Below are 15,670 nucleotides of genomic sequence, written 5' to 3'. Positions count from 1 at the left end.
TTTATGAAACACCTCCGTACAGGTTCCCTAATCCGCAATGCTGACAAATATGCGGGTCCGGTTCTGCTTTATGCCAAATCACTTTTCAGAAGGAAGAAAGCCTTAAAGGGTGAAGTCCGCAGGGCTGCCTTCCTTAAAACCGCCGCAATAGGGGACACTGTTCTTATATCCGCAATTGTCAGTGATTTCAGAAGAACTTACCCTGATGCTGAGCTTGTTTTTGTCTGCGGGGCGGATAACGCTTCCATAGTAAAAATGTTTATGCCCTCTGACAGGGTCATTATTATAAACCATAAAAACCCGGTGAACGCTGCTAGGACGGTGAAAGGGCTGGGGCATTTCGATTTCGTTCTGGATTTCGGCTCGTGGCCGCGCTTTGATGCGTTTATTGCCTCATGCTTTGATTCCGCTTTTACCGCAGGCTTTAATACCGAAAACCAGTACAGGCATTACTGCTATGATATATCTGTGAAGCATTCGCAGAATGTCCATGAGCTTGACAATTACCGGAGTCTGGCCCGCGCAGCGGGGATAACCACAGGCTCAAATCCTCATATAGATTTCACCGAAACGGAAGCTAAGGATAAATCCGTAGTTTTTCATATGTTTTCCGGAGGCAGACGCTGGTATCTTAAGGAGTGGCCGCAGGAGAGATGGCTTGAGCTTGCCGGAAGGCTGACAGCAAAAGGCTGTGAGATAACCGTCACGGGCTCAGAGGCTGATTTTGAACGTGCGGAAGGGTTCGCTTCCGCCTCAAAGGCTGTGAATGCTGCCGGGTGTTCTCTGGCGGAGACTGCACGTCTGCTTAAATCTTCTTCACTTGTAATCAGTGTAAATACAGGCATAATGCACCTTGCATCCGCTCTTGGCTGCTCTGTGGTGGACATATGCGGTGCTGTCCGTCCGGAAAGATGGGGTGCTGCGGGCGAAAATTCCATTTCGCTTGCGTGTGCGGAGCCCTATATCAGCCTCGGATTTGAGGAGAAAGAGGGCAGATCTATGGATGAAATATCAGTGAACTCAGTCTTCGAGGCCGCCGGGAGGTTTATTAAACTATGAGATGGACTTTTGCACCCGCTGTCATGCTCATTGACCTGCTCACTTATTACATCACCCTCGAAGCTGCGGTAATATCCAGAAATACAGTCGATATTCTCTTCCCTGAGGTCACAAGATTCGGCTTCTCCTTCATGTATTTTGCGGGCTTCTGGTGGATGCCTGTTATCGTTATTTCCGTGATTGCCTACAAAGGGCTGTATACCAGAAGACTAACCACTTTCGATGAAACCAGAGGGCTGATAAGCGCAGTCGTGTTCAGCCTTGTACTTATATTTGCCATAGTTTCTGTAGGTAAAATGACAGATATGGTATCGCGTCTTACCCTTGTATTCATGTGTTTTTACGGTATTTTCCTTTTCCCTCTGGTGCGGAGAATAGGCAAAAGATTCCTTTTTTCAATGGGTCTGGGTACTGAAAAAATAATCATAGCAGGCACAGGGGAATCCGCTTCCGAGGCAGCAGCCGCGCTTCTGGCTGAAAAAGGGTACGGCTATGAGCTTAAAGGCTTTTACCCTGTAAGCGGCAGCAGCACGGACACTGTGAAGGTCAGAAATGCTGCCTACCCTGTTCTTGGCGGTGATATAGAAAAACTGCTGGATGATGTTTCTGCGGTTGTCTTCGTTGAAGACGAGATGAGCCATGATGAAATAACCGCCCTGACCACCAGCGTAAGGCGGAGAGTGGGCAAGATAATAACCGTGCCGGAACCCGGAAGGGCGGCGATGATGAACAGTGAGTTCCATTACCTCTTTAATAACAAGCTTTTTGTGCTGAAATCAAAAAACAATCTGGTCTCAACAGCCAACAAGATAGCAAAACGGGCTTTTGATATAGCATTTACCCTCCTTGTGCTCCCTTTTGCAGGGCTTATAATAATAACTGCGGCAATTGCCATCCGTCTTGAGTCCAAGGGTTCGCCTTTCTACAGCCACAAGCGCATAGGCAGGGGCGGAAAACTCATCGGAGTCCTGAAGATGCGCTCAATGTATAAGGATGCCGATGTCCGTCTGAAAGAGATTCTGGAAAGCGACCCTGCAAAGCGGGCTGAGTGGGAAGCCTCATTCAAGCTTAAGGATGACCCCAGAGTTACAAAAGTGGGCAGATTTATAAGAAAAACATCCATAGACGAAATGCCCCAGTTCATCAACGTACTGAAAGGGGATATGAGCGTGGTGGGGCCAAGGCCTATTATCAGGACAGAGCTGGATGAATATTACGGCAGGGACGGCGAATACTACTGCATGGTGCGGCCGGGGATTACAGGCCTGTGGCAGGTCAGCGGAAGGAGCGACACCGACTACCCCTTCCGTGTGGGGCTTGACAGCTGGTATGTTGTAAACTGGAGCATATGGCTTGATATAATGATAATTTTAAAGACAGTGAAGGCAGTGATTAAAAAAGAAGGAGCATATTAGTTTTGAGCAGAAGTTTTTACATAAGCACATACGGATGCCAGATGAATGAGTACGACTCGGAAAGGCTGGCTTCCTTCTTCTCCGCCATGGGCTTTACTCAGGCGGAAACACCGGAAGAAGCTGATTACGCACTTTTAAATACATGCAGCGTGAGGGAAAAACCCCACCATAAAGTATCCAGCGAACTGGGGAGACTTAAGAAAATCAGGAAGAAAAACCCGAACCTCAAAATCGGTGTCTGCGGATGTGTGGCGCAGCAGGACGGTGAAGCCCTGCTTAAGCGTTATCCGCAGACTGACTTTGTTCTGGGAACGGATGCTATCGCCCGCATTGGTGAGGCTGTAGAGATGGTGGAGAATGGGGAGAAGGTCTGCTACACCGAGTTTGAAGGGGGCGAGCTTAAGGTTCCCGTGTTCGGACGGCAGGCGGGGCACAGTTCCTTTGTGACTATAATGAAAGGGTGTGATAACTTCTGCTCTTACTGCATAGTGCCTTATGTCCGCGGACGTGAGAAAAGCAGACACTCCGCGGAAATTCTGGATGAGGTAAAATTCCTCGCTGACAAAGGGGTCAAGGAGATAACCCTCCTGGGACAAAATGTGAACTCATTCGGAAAAAACCTTGACGAAAATATTAATTTTACGGAACTTTTATATAAGGTGCATGATATAAGCGGGATCGAGAGGATCAGGTTTGTCACCTCGCACCCCAAGGATTTTTCCGATGAGCTTATATACGCCATGCGTGATCTGGACAAGGTATGCGAAAGTCTGCATTTACCCTTGCAGGCAGGAAGCAGCGGGGTTCTGAAACGTATGAACAGAAAATACACTTACGAGGAATACAGAGATAAGGTGCTGAGAGCCAAGGAACTTGTCCCTTCGCTTGCTCTTTCTTCTGATTTTATTGTCGGCTTTCCCGGTGAAACAGCGGAAGACTTTGAAAAAACACTCGCCGCACTGGAGGAGATCCGCTATGAATCGCTGTTCGCCTTCGCCTACTCTGTCCGCCCCGGAACTAAGGCGGAAAGTCTGGAGGATGATGTAAAGCCCGCTGACAAAAAAATGCGTCTAGCCCGTCTGCTTGATTTGCAGAAGAAAATCAGCGCGGAAATATCCGAAAGCTACACAGGCAGAAGGGTTGAGGTTATGACCGAAGGCTTCAGCAAACGTGACGGCGGTGTGTATACAGGAAGAAACAGGCAGAACAGGGTAGTAAATTTTACCAGCAGCAAAGTTTTATCCGTGGGCGATATTACTGATGTTATAATAAATGAAGCGAAACCCAACAGTTTTTTCGGTGAGGCAGCGGAGGATTAAATGATAGAAGTCGGCTTAAAGTGTGTTATGCGGGAGCCGCTTACAGGCAGATGCATGATTCTGCTTGAATCAGTTTCGGGTCTGGAAATTTTGCCCATACCCGTGGGAGAGGAGAGCGCGAATACCCTGCATTCGCTTCTTTGCGGTAAAGAAGCTGAGAATCTGAGTATATTCGGCATTACCACGGATATACTTTCTTCTCTGGGCAGTGCATTTCCTGAAAGGGTTGTCATTGACGGCTATGAGGACGGAGTTTTTACTTCCAAGGTTTTTATCATTGTAAACGGAGAGGAACGCTCTGTGGATGCCAGACCCTCCGATGCTGTGCGTTTTGCACTCCTTTCAAAAGTTCCGGTTTATGTTGCGAAGAGAATCCTTTTTGAAAAGTTCAGGGACAGAAAACTCTGCTTTGAGAAGAAGGGCAACTGCTGCAAGTAATCTCTATACCTGTGTTTGCGCCCGCTCTATTTGTTCAGGGGGTGGGCGAGTTTATGTTCCTTTACGAACGATTCAATTATTCCGTTCGTGTCCACGCCGTAGCTGTCGCTTTTTATTGATGAAATAATCTTTTTAGTTGAAGTGCTGCTGTCCTGATTTTTCAGATCCAGAAGATAAGGCTGAACACGAGTTCCTTTTTCATTGCTGATCACAATCACCACAGGTTTTAATATATCATCCTGCCTGCTGTCAAAAACTACGGCCATTTCATGGGTATCAAGCATTGTAAGTGTGCCTACAGGGTATATGCCCATGATATTTATGAAGAATTTGACCAGAGTTTCGTTAAAGTGCTTGCCCGAACCTTCAAAAATAAGCTTGAGGGCTTCTGCGGGTGATTTGCCCTGATGATACACCCTGTCACTGGTGACAGCATCGTAAACATCGGCAATTGCGATTATTTTTGCCATCGGGTTAATCTGTTTTTCATTTATTCCGCCGGGATAGCCTGAACCGTCCGCTTTTTCATGGTGCTGCAAAACCGAAAGCAGAACATCTTCCGGCAGCTTGGAATAGTATTTAAGCAGATCATAACCGCGCACGGGGTGCTGTTTCATAATGCGGAACTCTTCGTCCGTGAGCTTGTCCGGCTTGTTGAGTATCTTTTCGGGGATTTTCATTTTGCCCAGATCATGCATAATCCCCGCTGTGCCTATCAGATTAAGCTCGGAAGGCGATTTCCCCAGTCTGCGGCCTATGGCTATGCTTATTATGCTTACATTGAGCGAGTGGGTGAATGTGTAGTCATCAAAGTCCTTAAGCCTTGTCATATTAGGGAAAACATTCGGGCTGTTCAGGCAGGTAAGCACAAGCTCGTTCACTACCTCTTTTGTTGCTGACGTGTCCAGCGTTTTACCCATCCGCACATCTGTGAGGACTTTTTTCGTGACCTCTTTTGTTCTTTTATGTATGGTTTCGGCTTTTATAACCTCTTCTATTGTAGGGGCAAACTCTTTGATAATGCTGAAATCAATGTTGGGATCGGTCTGCTTTTGCAGCTCGGTGATGATAACGCTTTCACGCTCAGGCTTTTTTTCGGCGGGCAGATCATTAACATCAACACGTATGAAGACCCTCTCCACACCTGATTCGATCAGGAGCTTTATGGGTTCATCATTTTCTATGGGTGCCCCGTAATAAGGAAAGTAGATCCCTTCCTTATCTGTTTTAGTTACGATCATGCCCGGTTTTAAATCTGAAACTCTTATGAGCAGATTCCTGACCATTTTTGCCCTCAAAGCGTAAAAAAATATATTTTATAATTGTTTCTGACTATATTTTCTGTTTTGTTAAAAGTAACATAAAGCATTATACACAAAAAGCGGGAGATATAAAACAAATGTTGCTTTGAACAGGTGAATAAAACCATTTTAATCCTAATTTGCTTTCAGGGCAAGCACCGGAATGCAGAAACAGGCAATATTAAGACAGAAACGTATATTGCAATCATTTCTGCATTTATTACAATTAATCATAAACTTAAGTTCAGATACGCAATGTGCGTGTGTACAATTCAGTTAAAATCAGAAGGTGTTTTATGCAGTACAGAACAATGCCGAAATCGGGCGATGAGCTTTCTGCTCTCGGCTTCGGGTGTATGCGTCTGCCGATGAAGAACGGCAGAGTGGATGAGGAAAGAGCCATCAGCCAGATACGCAGTGCCATAGACAGAGGAGTGAACTACGTGGACACCGCATGGCCTTATCACGGCGGTGAGAGCGAAATTGTCCTTGGAAAAGCCCTTAAAGACGGATACCGTGAAAAGGTGAAGCTGGCGACCAAGCTTCCCTCATGGCTGCTTGAGAGCAGAGCGGATATGGACAAGTATCTTAATGCCCAGCTTGATAAACTCGGCACTGATAAAATAGATTATTACCTTGTTCATACCCTGAACGGAACACTGTGGAAAACAGTGAAGGATCTCGGAGTAAGGGAGTTTCTGGATCAGGCAAAAAAAGACGGCCGTATTGTGAATGCAGGCTTCTCTTTCCATGGTCAGGGGGCGGATTTCGCTCCGATAGTTGACAGCTATGACTGGGATTTCTGCATGATACAGTACAACTTTCTCGATCAGGAATTTCAGGCGGGCACAGCAGGTCTCAAATACGCTGCCTCAAAAGGTCTGGGGCTTATCGTCATGGAACCTCTCCGGGGCGGCTATCTCGCTGCCACTCCTCCCGCTGAGATTCAGCAGATATGGGACGAGGCGGACACAAAGCGCAGCCATGTGGACTGGTCACTCCGCTGGATATGGAGCCACCCGGAGGTAAAGGTTATAATCTCCGGCATGAATGAGGAGACTCACATAGACGAGAATATCGCCTCCGCCTGCGGCTCATTTCCGGATTCGCTTAGTGAAAAAGAACTTAATATAATAGACCGTGTCGGTAAGAAGTATAAGGAGCTTATGAAAGTTGGCTGCACAGGCTGCGGCTACTGTATGCCGTGTCCTGTCGGTGTGGATATTCCGGGAGCTTTTAACTGCTACAACCTCGCCTTCCTTACCGGGATGGAAGGTGCAAGCTTCCATTACATTCTCGGCCTCAGCGGCATTATGGCGGAAGGGCAAAAGGGGTATGCATCAATGTGCGTTTCCTGCGGGGAATGCATTGACAAATGTCCGCAGTTCATACCCATTCCCGATGTGCTTAAGGAAGTTGCCGCAGAGTTTGAGGGCGAGGGATTTGAGGAGCGCTCGGCAGGAGTGATAAAAATGTTTGTGGACAGCCTTAAAAGATAAAAGCCGGAGGCGGCATGAAGATATTATATTACGACTGTTTTTCAGGCATCAGCGGGGATATGAACCTTGCCGCCATGATAGATCTCGGTGTGGATGCGGATTTTCTCCGTGCTGAGCTTTCAAAACTAGGCCTTGATGGAGAATTTGAGCTCAGAACATGCAGGGACATGCGCAAAGGCATCTCAGGGACAAGGGTTGATGTCGTGCTGAAACATCATCATGATCACAGGCATCACCATCATCACCGGAATCTGAAGGATATAGAAGCTGTGATCAACGGCAGCGCACTGGATGACAGGGTGAAGAGTACCGCTCTGAATATTTTCCTCAAAGTTGCCGAAGCCGAAGCCAAAGTGCACGGAAAAGAGGTGTACGAAGTACACTTCCATGAAGTGGGAGCCACAGACTCTATAGTGGATATAGTTGGCGCTGCCATATGCTTCCATGCACTCGGTGTTGATGAGGTGCGTTCCTCGGCTGTGGAGCTGGGCGGAGGTATGGTTAAATGTGCCCACGGGCTTATGCCTGTGCCCGCACCGGCAACAGCGGAGATTTTGAAGGGTGTGCCTGTTACCCTCGGCAAGGTTAATAAAGAAACCTGCACACCCACCGGGGCGGCGATTCTGACGGCATTAACGGATAAATTCTGCGGTGTGTCAGGCTTTACCATACAGAAAACAGGCTACGGAATAGGGCATAATGATAACGAAGTGCCGAATGTTCTCCGTGTTTTTCTTGCTGAGGCCGAAAGCGGTCTGAAAGGTGAGGCTGTTCTTCTGCAATGCAATATAGACGATATGACGCCTGAAATGCTGGGCGCAGCCATGGATCTTCTGATGGAAGAGGGTGCGTCTGATGTGCATTTTACACCGATTATCATGAAGAAAAACCGCCCTGCCGTTACAGTTTCCGTCTTATGCCCGGAAGAGGATGCAGCCCGTTTCAGGAAGCTTCTTTTTCTCCATACAACAACACTGGGCATAAAAAGCACGCTGGTACGCAAAGACACGCTTGAAATATCATTTGAAAAGCTGGAAACACCCCTCGGCACGGTAGCGATGAAAAATGCCGTTATGGACGGAAAAATAATCCGCTCCAAACCGGAATTTGAGGATTGCAGAAAGCTGGCTGAACAGCACGGAATCCCCCTTGGGGAAGTTTACACGCAGATAGGGAAGTGCAGGAAATAATGGACAGGCTGAGAGAACTCCTAAACAGCATAAAAGAAGGCGGGACGAGTGTGGAGGAGGGGCTGGCGAAACTGCGCGATCTTCCATACGCCGATGTGGGGCATACCAAGTTTGACCTTCACAGAGAGCTCCGGAACGGGTTTCCCGAAGTTATTTACGCAGAAAACAAAACTCCGGAGCAGGTCGGGGATATTTTCTGCGGGCTCAAGGATAAATGCAATGTGCTTGCCACCCGCGTTTCCGCTGAGACGGCGGAGTATGTGATGAAAACCTGTCCCGGTGCTGAGTACAATAAGCTTGGACGCACCCTGAGTTTTATTAAGGATGCAATACACTACAAAGAAGGCGAAATCCGCATAATCACCGCCGGAACATCCGATCTGCCTGTTGCAGAGGAGGCGCTTGTCACCTGCCGCATGTTCGGGTGCAGGGCAGAACTTATTTCTGATGTGGGGGTTGCGGGCATACACCGGCTTTTTGATAAGCTGGAGGATATACGCAAAGCGAGGGTGATTATTGTCACAGCGGGAATGGAAGGCGCGCTGGCTGGTGTTGTAGGCGGCCTTGTTTCCCAGCCGGTGATCGCCGTGCCCACTTCTGTGGGTTACGGAGCGGCATTCGGCGGAATCTCCGCTCTGCTGGGCATGCTGACCTCATGCGCAGGCGGGATAACAGTGGTTAATATAGACAACGGCTTCGGCGCCGCGTGTGCCGCAATGCGGATTATAAATTCTACTCAAGGGTGAATGCAGTTACCTCAGAAAAATGGCTCAGGAGGGGTACTCCGGCATTTTCAAGACAAAACGGAACATTTTTACATAAATACAGAAAAGCTAGAGTAACGAGGTGTAGCGCAGCTTGGTAGCGTACACCCTTGAGGTGGGTGTGGTTGCCCTTTCTTGTTTAAGTGTTTCTAACGTAACTGAGTACTGAAATCAAGAAAAACTAAGGATAAAAGTAGCTTTAGTTATCGTATGCTTATTTTGAATTTCTATAAATATTCTCTTTGAAGCTTATTGACGGTTAGTTGATTTCTTTTTATACTAAACATAAAAACACAGGGGGATACAATTATGACTTACAGACTTTTTATTAGTCATTCATGGAGTTACTCAGATAAGTACGATGGGTTAATTAAACTCCTCAATGGCGCTCATAATTTTGAATATTTTAACCACTCAGTTCCCAAAAATGATCCTGTGCATAGTAAGACAGATAGAGAGTTAAAAGAAGCGATTGAAGCAAAAATGAGAGGAGTTAGTTGTGTGCTAATCCTTGCTGGTGTCTATGCAACTTATAGCAAATGGATAAATATTGAGATTGAAATAGCAAATGACATGAACAAGCCAATTATTGCAATAGAATACTGGGGAAGTGAACGCACATCAAGAACTGTAAAAGATAATGCTGATAAAATTGTCAAGTGGCAAACAACATCTATTGTTAAAGCTATACAAGAGTTGTGCAGGTGAATGAAATGCCAAGAAAAGCAATTATAATTGGAAATGACTACTATACACACGCTCCATGTTTGCATGGATGTGTCAACGATGCAATTTCAATGGCATCTCTACTTGAAAGAAACGCAGATGGTACACGCAATTTCGATGTACGTCTTGAGATAAGTAACAATTGTGACAACCATTTAACTAAAGTATATTTGCAATCATGTATTGATGATGTGTTTGCAGGGGAACCAAGTGTTGCTTTATTCTACTTTTCTGGTCATGCTGCCAAAACTCAAGTAGGGGGCTTTTTATCTTCATCAGAAATTAAAAGCGGTGATGATGGCGTTCCCATGACCTATTTGTTGCACTCTGCATCTAATTCGAAAGCTAGGAATAAGATAATAATATTAGATTGTTGCTATGCAGGGATAGCAGGTGAAACCCCATTTATTGATGGGTCAATTCTTCCAACAGGTATTACAATTCTTGCTGCTGCAACCAGAGAACAGTATTCTATGGAAAAGCACGGTTCAGGTGTTTTTACAAAACTATTTGTTGATGCATTATCAGGAAGTGCGGCTAATCTCTTTGGTGAAATAACTATGGGTTCAGTGTACGCACACATTGATAAATCATTGGGGGCATGGGATCAGCGTCCTGTGTTCAAAACTAATGTAAGTGAATTTGTATGGCTAAGAAAATCTGTTGCTAATGTAAGTCATGATGATTTGAGAAGAATGTACCAGCTTTTTTCCGATAAAAGTCTAATGATTGAACTTGATCCTGATTTCGAACCTACAAAAAATCAAGCTATTTTCAAAGGTCCAGATGAGGGAAATAAAAACAAAGAAGAAATATTTAAATTACTCCAAAAATTGAATAGACTTAACTTAATTGTACCAGAAGGGGCGGATCATATGTACTTTGCTGCAATGGAAAGTAAATCTTGTCGTTTAACAACATTAGGAGAATTTTATTGGGATTTAGTAGATAAGAAGCTAATCTAATATTTTAATCTCAATACGATAACTTACTGAATATTTCCCGCTTATATTCTGAATGGATTTTTGCATATATTTTCATAGTTGTGTCTGGCGTAGCGTGCCCTACAGCTAGAGCTACCTGTTCGGCGGTACACCCTTCACAGATAAGCAGGCTTATCACCGTATAGCGGAAAATATACGTTCCAGTGAACTGATGTAAGCCGACTTCTCTGAATAGCTTTGTAAACATGTTGCTGACGTGCCATCCAGATGGAGTGCTATTGAGGTCTGAGCGTACACCCTAACAGGGTGCGAAAGTGGGCACAAGCTGGGTTTTCGACATTAAATGGGACAATTTTACATAAACACAGAAAAGCTATTGACTAACCTTATTCTCTTTGATATAAACGGATTCCCCAACAGGAAAGAGTGCGGGATGTAGCGCAGCTTGGTAGCGTACACCCTTGGGGTGGGTGTGGTCGCAGGTTCAAATCCTGTCATCCCGATTTCTGAAAAGCCGATTGCGTATGCGATCGGCTTTTTTTTGTGCTCAAAATTATCCTATATTCTTTAATGTTGCTTTTAATTCTTAAAGAGAATATTCTCCTAATGTTACTAATTGTTTAAAATATAAGGTATTTTTATGAGCAAAGGCGTTTTTTTTATCATAGCGGCGGCGGTTCTCTGGGGAACTACAGGCACTGCGCAGTTTTTTGCCCCTGAAGGGGCATCCCCCATGACAGTCGGGGCTTTCAGACTTCTGGTAGGCGGAACAGGACTTCTTCTGCTTGCTGTTTTTTCCGGCAGCTTCAAGGGCGGTGCGCCCTGGAACAGGCTTCATGTGCTTTTGGGAGGGCTTGCTGTTGCGGCGTATCAGGTTACCTTTTTCACAGGGGTCAAGCTCACCGGAGTTGCAGTGGGAACCATAGTCGCAATAGGTTCCGCACCTGTCAGCGCGGGTATTCTGGGCTATTTCATTCTTCATGAAAAAATCAGGATGCGGTGGTACGTTTCCTCAGCCCTCGCTATTCTGGGATGTGCGCTCCTTGCACTTTCCGGCGGCGGGGATATACAGATCAGTCTGCCGGGAATAATATGCGCCTTCGGGGCGGGGTTCTCCTATGCGCTTTATGCGCTTCTCACCAAGTTGCTTATAAAGGATCATAACGGAACTGCCGCAGTGGGTTTAATATTTTTTCTGGGTGCGGTACTGCTTTCGCCGATTCTTTTTGTTTCTGAAACAGGCTGGATTATGAGCTGGCAGGGCGCGGCGGTTGCTGTTCATTTGGGGCTTATAACCACAACCGCGTCATATATACTGTTTGCGAAAGGACTCAGGACTGTTTCGGTTTCCGCAACTGCCACTCTTTCGCTGGTGGAACCGCTTACGGCAACTATTCTCGGCATATTCCTTGTCGGCGAAAAGATCAATTTCATGGTCGGAATGGGCATCACCTGCCTGTTTCTGGGCATAGCCATCCTTATAATAAAAAGCAGGGCTTAGGCATAAAAAAACCTCCCGATTGAGGGAGGTTTAGCTGTCTGCGTCATTGCGAACCCCTGAAAGTGTGAAGCAATCTCTCTGTATATTCAGAGACTGCTTCGTCGCTTCATCTCCTCGCAGTGACACAGCTATGTGTCATTTTTTGCCCGCACGGCACATTCCCGTCATGGGAATGTGTTAATGCTGATGCTCTGTCCTTCTTATGATCTCTTCCTGCAACTCGTCTATTTTATGGGGTAAAAAACTACATCCTGTGTTTTTTACCCACACGCTCGCGGCGGGGTAAACCCGCCTTCGCTCCGCACGGCGCGTTCCCGTCATGGGAATGTGTTAATGCTGGTGCTCTGTCCTTCTGATGATCTCTTCCTGTAATTCGTCGGTTATGTCAACGAAGTAGTCGGAGTAGCCGGCGACTCTTACAATAAGGTCTCTGTAGTTTTCAGGTTTGGTCTGAGCTTCCCTGAGTATTTTTTCATCCACAACGTTAAACTGAATGTGGTGGCCGTCCATACGGAAGTATGAACGGACGAGCCTGCAAACGTTGTCTATGCCTTCCTCAGTGTACATAAATTCCTTAGCGAATCTCTGATTAAGCAGAGTGCCGCCTGTGCGCAGGTGGTCGATTTTGGAGGCTGATTTTATAACAGCCGTGGGTCCGTGTCTGTCCGCACCCTGAACCGGGGATATGCCTTCCGAAAGGGGAATGCCTTTCCTTCGTCCGTCCGGCAGTGCGCCTATAACGCTGCCGAAATACACGTGAGAGGTGGTGGGCAGAAGGTTGATTCTGTGCACTCCGCCCCTTGTGTTCGGTCTGCCGTTTACTGATTCAAAAAAGATTTCAAAAACCATGCGCATCAGATCATCTGCATAGTCATCGTCATTGCCGTATTTGGGCGTATTTTCAAGGAACTGGGCACGCAGTTCGTCATATCCTGCGAAGTCTGCGTCCAGAGCCTTTTTCATTTCATCAAGGCTGATTATCTGCTGATCGTAAACATTATATTTCAGCGATGCGAGGGAGTCTGTCACAGAACCGAGACCCACACCCTGAATATATGTGGTGTTGTACCTTGCGCCGCCGTCATTGTAATCCATGCCGTTTTTGATGCAGTCCTCAGTGAGTATGGAGAGGAAAGGCACGGGGATGTATTCGGCAAAAAGACGCTCAATAACTATATTGCCGCGTATTTTGATGTCTATGAAGTAGTTAAGCTGCTTTTTATAGGCTTCCATGAGATCTTCAAAGGATTTGAAGTCAGCAGGAATATCAAGCCCGATCTGTTTCTGAGTATATTTGTCATACCCGCCGTAGATGGTGAGCTCAAGTATTTTGGACAGGTTGAAATAGCCGGAGAGGATGTATGCTTCCGTCCCGAATGCGCCCGATTCAACGCAGCCTGATGCGCCGCCGTTTCTGGCATCAACTATATCTTTCCCCTGACGCATAAGCTCCTGAATGATCGCATCCGTGTTGAATATGGAGGGCTGGCCGAAGCCTGTTTTTATGATATGCAGAGCCCTTTTCAGGAATCTGTCAGGTGTTTTTTTGGAGATCTGCACCATTGAGCTGGGCTGGAGAAGCCTCATCTCCTCAATAACATCAAGGAGCACGTATGAGAGTTCGTTAACTCCGTCGGAGCCGTCCTCTTTTACGCCGCCCAAATTAATGAGGGCGAAGTCTGTGTAGGTGTTGGATTCCTTGGCTGTTATGCCCACTTTCGGGGGGGCAGGGTGGTTGTTGAACTTGATCCAGAATGAGTGGAGCAGTTCCTTGGCGCCTTCCTCCGTGAGTTTGCCTGATTCTATATCCGCTTTGTAGAAGGGATAAAGATGCTGGTCAAGCCTGCCGGGGTTAAAGGCATCCCATGGGTTGGTTTCGGTTATTACACCGATATGCACGAACCAGTAAAGCTGCAATGCCTCCCAGAAGTTTTCCGGAGCGTTTGCGGGAACTTTGGAGCAGACCACGCTCATTTCCTGAAGCTCAAGCTTGCGTTTGGGGTCTTTTTCCTTATCTGCCATCTCTTTCAGTGCCTGAGCATTGCGCTCAGCGAAGTTTATGACAGCATCTGCGGCGATGAGCATTGCCTTGAGTTCTTCATTTTTATTGAAGGCTTCGGGATCGTTAAAGAAGTCGAGCTCTTTAATAGCCTGTCTGACTTCCTCTTTCAGTCCGTTAAGCCCTGTTCTGAATATTTTTTTGCCGAGAACCGTATGTCCGGGCGCTCTCTGTTCCTGAAACTCAGTAAAAACACCGGCTTCATAGGCATTCATCCATTCATCTGTCATGTGCTCAAGAACTTTCTCCCTGTGAGATTTGCCCGACCAGAACGGGAAGACAATATCATCGTGGAGTTTTCTGTTTTGCTCATCAACTTTGAAGGAGACCTTCGGTCTTGAGTGAAGGATGTCAAAATCCTCTTTGGAATGTATGCACACCTCAGGGTAGGTGGGTGTAGCCTTGGGTGCTGGGCCTCTTTCGCCGACTATGAGTTCGCCGTCCTGAAAGTAAAGCTCCTTGTTTGCCATTATGTAGTGGAAGGCTTTCGCTCGCTGAACAGGAACAGACAGACCGTCCGCCTCACCGCTTTTAAAAAACTCTGTTAACAAAACTCCCCTTTCAGAAGAAATAGTGGGGACTGCGTCAAGGCTCTCTTCGCGGAGTCTTTTAATCCTGTCAGTCATATGCTTAGCCTCCTATTTTGGTCCTTATGCCGTATCCGTTGAAGAAAGCGGCAATTTGGTGCATATATTCGTCAGACGGCTTTTCTATGCCGCCCATAAGGTATTCCTGTCCTAATCTGCGGTATTTGTCCTTTCCGATCTTATGATAGGGAAGGAGATCCAGCGGAACTCCGGGGAACTGTGCCGCGAACTCCGCCGTTTTTCTGAGGTTGTCTTCCGTATCCGTGATAGTGGGGATAACAGGGAACCTCAGTCTCACTTCCGTGCCGCTTTCGAATATGACACGGAAGTTATCAAGGATTTGTCCGTTCGGCACACCGCAGTATTTTTTGTGCAGCCCATCATCCATGAGCTTTATGTCATAAAGAAACAGGTCAGTGAGGGGAATGGCCTTTTCAAGTATGCCTCTGTTAACATAGCCTGAGGTATCCACGCAGGTTTTTATCCCTTTTTCCTTACAGCTTTTCAGGAGAGCCAGCAGAAACTCATGCTGAACAAAAGCCTCGCCTCCGGAAAAGGTTACCCCGCCGCCTGATTCCTCATAGAAGAGAATGTCTTTTTCGATCTCCTCCATGACTTCTCTGACGGTCATCTCCTTTCCTACGGTCTCCATGCTTTCCAGAACTTTGCCGTCAAGCTTCAGTTCCTTCTTTATCTGCTCAATGGCAAAGCCCTTGCTCTCCGGGTTGTGACACCAAATGCAGGAGAGCGGACAGCCCTTTAAAAATACCGTTGAACGGATTCCGGGGCCGTCATGGATCGCATATTTCTTTATGTCAAACACTATACCTTTTATTATACACCTCAAAAGAGACTAAAACAATCTTAA

13 protein-coding genes and 1 tRNA gene are annotated in these 15,670 nt (G+C 46.6%); 11 read left to right on the top strand and 3 right to left on the bottom strand.

Features of this window, described 5'->3' with window-relative positions; translation table 11 throughout:
• Positions 1-3: 3 nt before the first annotated feature.
• The 4 genes from OSQ85_RS02225 to OSQ85_RS02210 are packed head-to-tail and all read left to right on the top strand — an operon-like array spanning position 4 to position 4,231.
• The gene (locus OSQ85_RS02225; RefSeq protein ID WP_265821036.1) at positions 4-1,059 is read left to right on the top strand and encodes a glycosyltransferase family 9 protein; all 1,056 of its coding nucleotides are present in this window, start codon (positions 4-6) and stop codon (positions 1,057-1,059) included.
• The gene (locus tag OSQ85_RS02220; RefSeq protein ID WP_265821035.1) at positions 1,056-2,474 is read left to right on the top strand and encodes an exopolysaccharide biosynthesis polyprenyl glycosylphosphotransferase; all 1,419 of its coding nucleotides are present in this window, start codon (positions 1,056-1,058) and stop codon (positions 2,472-2,474) included. Before OSQ85_RS02225 ends, OSQ85_RS02220 begins: the two co-directional genes overlap by 4 nt.
• A 2-nt stretch (positions 2,475-2,476) precedes the next feature.
• Positions 2,477-3,793, top strand: coding sequence for a tRNA (N6-isopentenyl adenosine(37)-C2)-methylthiotransferase MiaB (gene miaB / locus OSQ85_RS02215; protein ID WP_265821034.1), 1,317 nt, complete (start codon positions 2,477-2,479; stop codon positions 3,791-3,793).
• A complete protein-coding gene (locus tag OSQ85_RS02210) occupies positions 3,794-4,231 on the top strand; it encodes a bifunctional nuclease family protein (RefSeq protein ID WP_265821033.1) in 438 nt (145 codons plus the stop codon).
• Positions 4,232-4,257: 26 nt separating this feature from the next.
• On the opposite strand, the gene OSQ85_RS02205 is transcribed toward OSQ85_RS02210, so the two are convergent.
• Positions 4,258-5,517, bottom strand: a complete 1,260-nt coding sequence (locus OSQ85_RS02205; RefSeq protein WP_265821032.1) for an HD-GYP domain-containing protein — start codon at positions 5,515-5,517, stop codon at positions 4,258-4,260.
• Between the two features lie 311 nt (positions 5,518-5,828).
• On the opposite strand from OSQ85_RS02205, the gene OSQ85_RS02200 reads away from it, so the two are divergent.
• The 7 genes from OSQ85_RS02200 to OSQ85_RS02170 all read left to right on the top strand — a co-directional run bounded on the left by OSQ85_RS02200 (position 5,829) and on the right by OSQ85_RS02170 (position 12,156).
• On the top strand, positions 5,829-7,031 hold the full coding sequence (locus OSQ85_RS02200; RefSeq protein ID WP_265821031.1) for an aldo/keto reductase: 1,203 nt from the start codon (positions 5,829-5,831) through the stop codon (positions 7,029-7,031).
• A gap of 14 nt (positions 7,032-7,045) precedes the next feature.
• The gene (larC, locus tag OSQ85_RS02195) at positions 7,046-8,221 is read left to right on the top strand and encodes a nickel pincer cofactor biosynthesis protein LarC (protein ID WP_265821030.1); all 1,176 of its coding nucleotides are present in this window, start codon (positions 7,046-7,048) and stop codon (positions 8,219-8,221) included.
• A complete protein-coding gene (gene larB / locus OSQ85_RS02190) occupies positions 8,221-8,967 on the top strand; it encodes a nickel pincer cofactor biosynthesis protein LarB (RefSeq protein WP_265821029.1) in 747 nt (248 codons plus the stop codon). The genes larC and larB overlap by 1 nt, the downstream gene beginning before the upstream one ends.
• 327 nt (positions 8,968-9,294) lie before the next feature.
• Positions 9,295-9,693: a TIR domain-containing protein gene (locus OSQ85_RS02185; RefSeq protein ID WP_265821028.1), complete on the top strand. Its 399-nt coding sequence runs from the start codon at positions 9,295-9,297 to the stop codon at positions 9,691-9,693.
• 5 nt (positions 9,694-9,698) lie between these two features.
• The gene (locus OSQ85_RS02180) at positions 9,699-10,676 is read left to right on the top strand and encodes a caspase family protein (protein WP_265821027.1); all 978 of its coding nucleotides are present in this window, start codon (positions 9,699-9,701) and stop codon (positions 10,674-10,676) included.
• A 408-nt stretch (positions 10,677-11,084) separates the two neighbouring features.
• Positions 11,085-11,158, top strand: a tRNA-Pro gene (locus OSQ85_RS02175).
• 137 nt (positions 11,159-11,295) lie between these two features.
• Positions 11,296-12,156 (top strand): DMT family transporter, encoded by an 861-nt coding sequence (locus OSQ85_RS02170; protein WP_265821026.1) that lies wholly within the window; start codon positions 11,296-11,298, stop codon positions 12,154-12,156.
• Positions 12,157-12,486: 330 nt separating this feature from the next.
• Here OSQ85_RS02170 and hypD read toward each other — a convergent pair whose 3' ends face one another.
• Together hypD and OSQ85_RS02160 are read right to left on the bottom strand one after the other, a co-directional pair.
• Positions 12,487-14,841, bottom strand: a complete 2,355-nt coding sequence (hypD, locus tag OSQ85_RS02165) for a trans-4-hydroxy-L-proline dehydratase (RefSeq protein WP_265821025.1) — start codon at positions 14,839-14,841, stop codon at positions 12,487-12,489.
• A 4-nt stretch (positions 14,842-14,845) separates the two neighbouring features.
• Complete coding sequence (locus tag OSQ85_RS02160; protein ID WP_265821024.1) at positions 14,846-15,625, bottom strand: glycyl-radical enzyme activating protein; 780 nt, start codon at positions 15,623-15,625, stop codon at positions 14,846-14,848.
• Positions 15,626-15,670 lie beyond the last annotated feature (45 nt).

Origin of the sequence: Geovibrio ferrireducens (assembly GCF_026226615.1) — a bacterium.
Taxonomy (GTDB): Bacteria; Chrysiogenota; Deferribacteres; order Deferribacterales; family Geovibrionaceae; genus Geovibrio; species Geovibrio ferrireducens.
This window is presented reverse-complemented; position numbering and strand designations above follow the sequence as displayed.

What these genes read in the sequence shown, in the direction of transcription:
- OSQ85_RS02225 (WP_265821036.1), top strand. Translation starts at nt 4, where the DNA reads ATGAAACACCTCCGTACAGGTTCCCTAATCCGCAATGCTGACAAATAT.
- OSQ85_RS02220 (WP_265821035.1), top strand. Translation starts at nt 1,056, where the DNA reads ATGAGATGGACTTTTGCACCCGCTGTCATGCTCATTGACCTGCTCACT.
- OSQ85_RS02210 (WP_265821033.1), top strand. Translation starts at nt 3,794, where the DNA reads ATGATAGAAGTCGGCTTAAAGTGTGTTATGCGGGAGCCGCTTACAGGC.
- OSQ85_RS02205 (WP_265821032.1), bottom strand. Translation starts at nt 5,517, where the DNA reads ATGGTCAGGAATCTGCTCATAAGAGTTTCAGATTTAAAACCGGGCATG.
- OSQ85_RS02200 (WP_265821031.1), top strand. Translation starts at nt 5,829, where the DNA reads ATGCAGTACAGAACAATGCCGAAATCGGGCGATGAGCTTTCTGCTCTC.
- larC (WP_265821030.1), top strand. Translation starts at nt 7,046, where the DNA reads ATGAAGATATTATATTACGACTGTTTTTCAGGCATCAGCGGGGATATG.
- larB (WP_265821029.1), top strand. Translation starts at nt 8,221, where the DNA reads ATGGACAGGCTGAGAGAACTCCTAAACAGCATAAAAGAAGGCGGGACG.
- OSQ85_RS02185 (WP_265821028.1), top strand. Translation starts at nt 9,295, where the DNA reads ATGACTTACAGACTTTTTATTAGTCATTCATGGAGTTACTCAGATAAG.
- OSQ85_RS02180 (WP_265821027.1), top strand. Translation starts at nt 9,699, where the DNA reads ATGCCAAGAAAAGCAATTATAATTGGAAATGACTACTATACACACGCT.
- OSQ85_RS02170 (WP_265821026.1), top strand. Translation starts at nt 11,296, where the DNA reads ATGAGCAAAGGCGTTTTTTTTATCATAGCGGCGGCGGTTCTCTGGGGA.
- hypD (WP_265821025.1), bottom strand. Translation starts at nt 14,841, where the DNA reads ATGACTGACAGGATTAAAAGACTCCGCGAAGAGAGCCTTGACGCAGTC.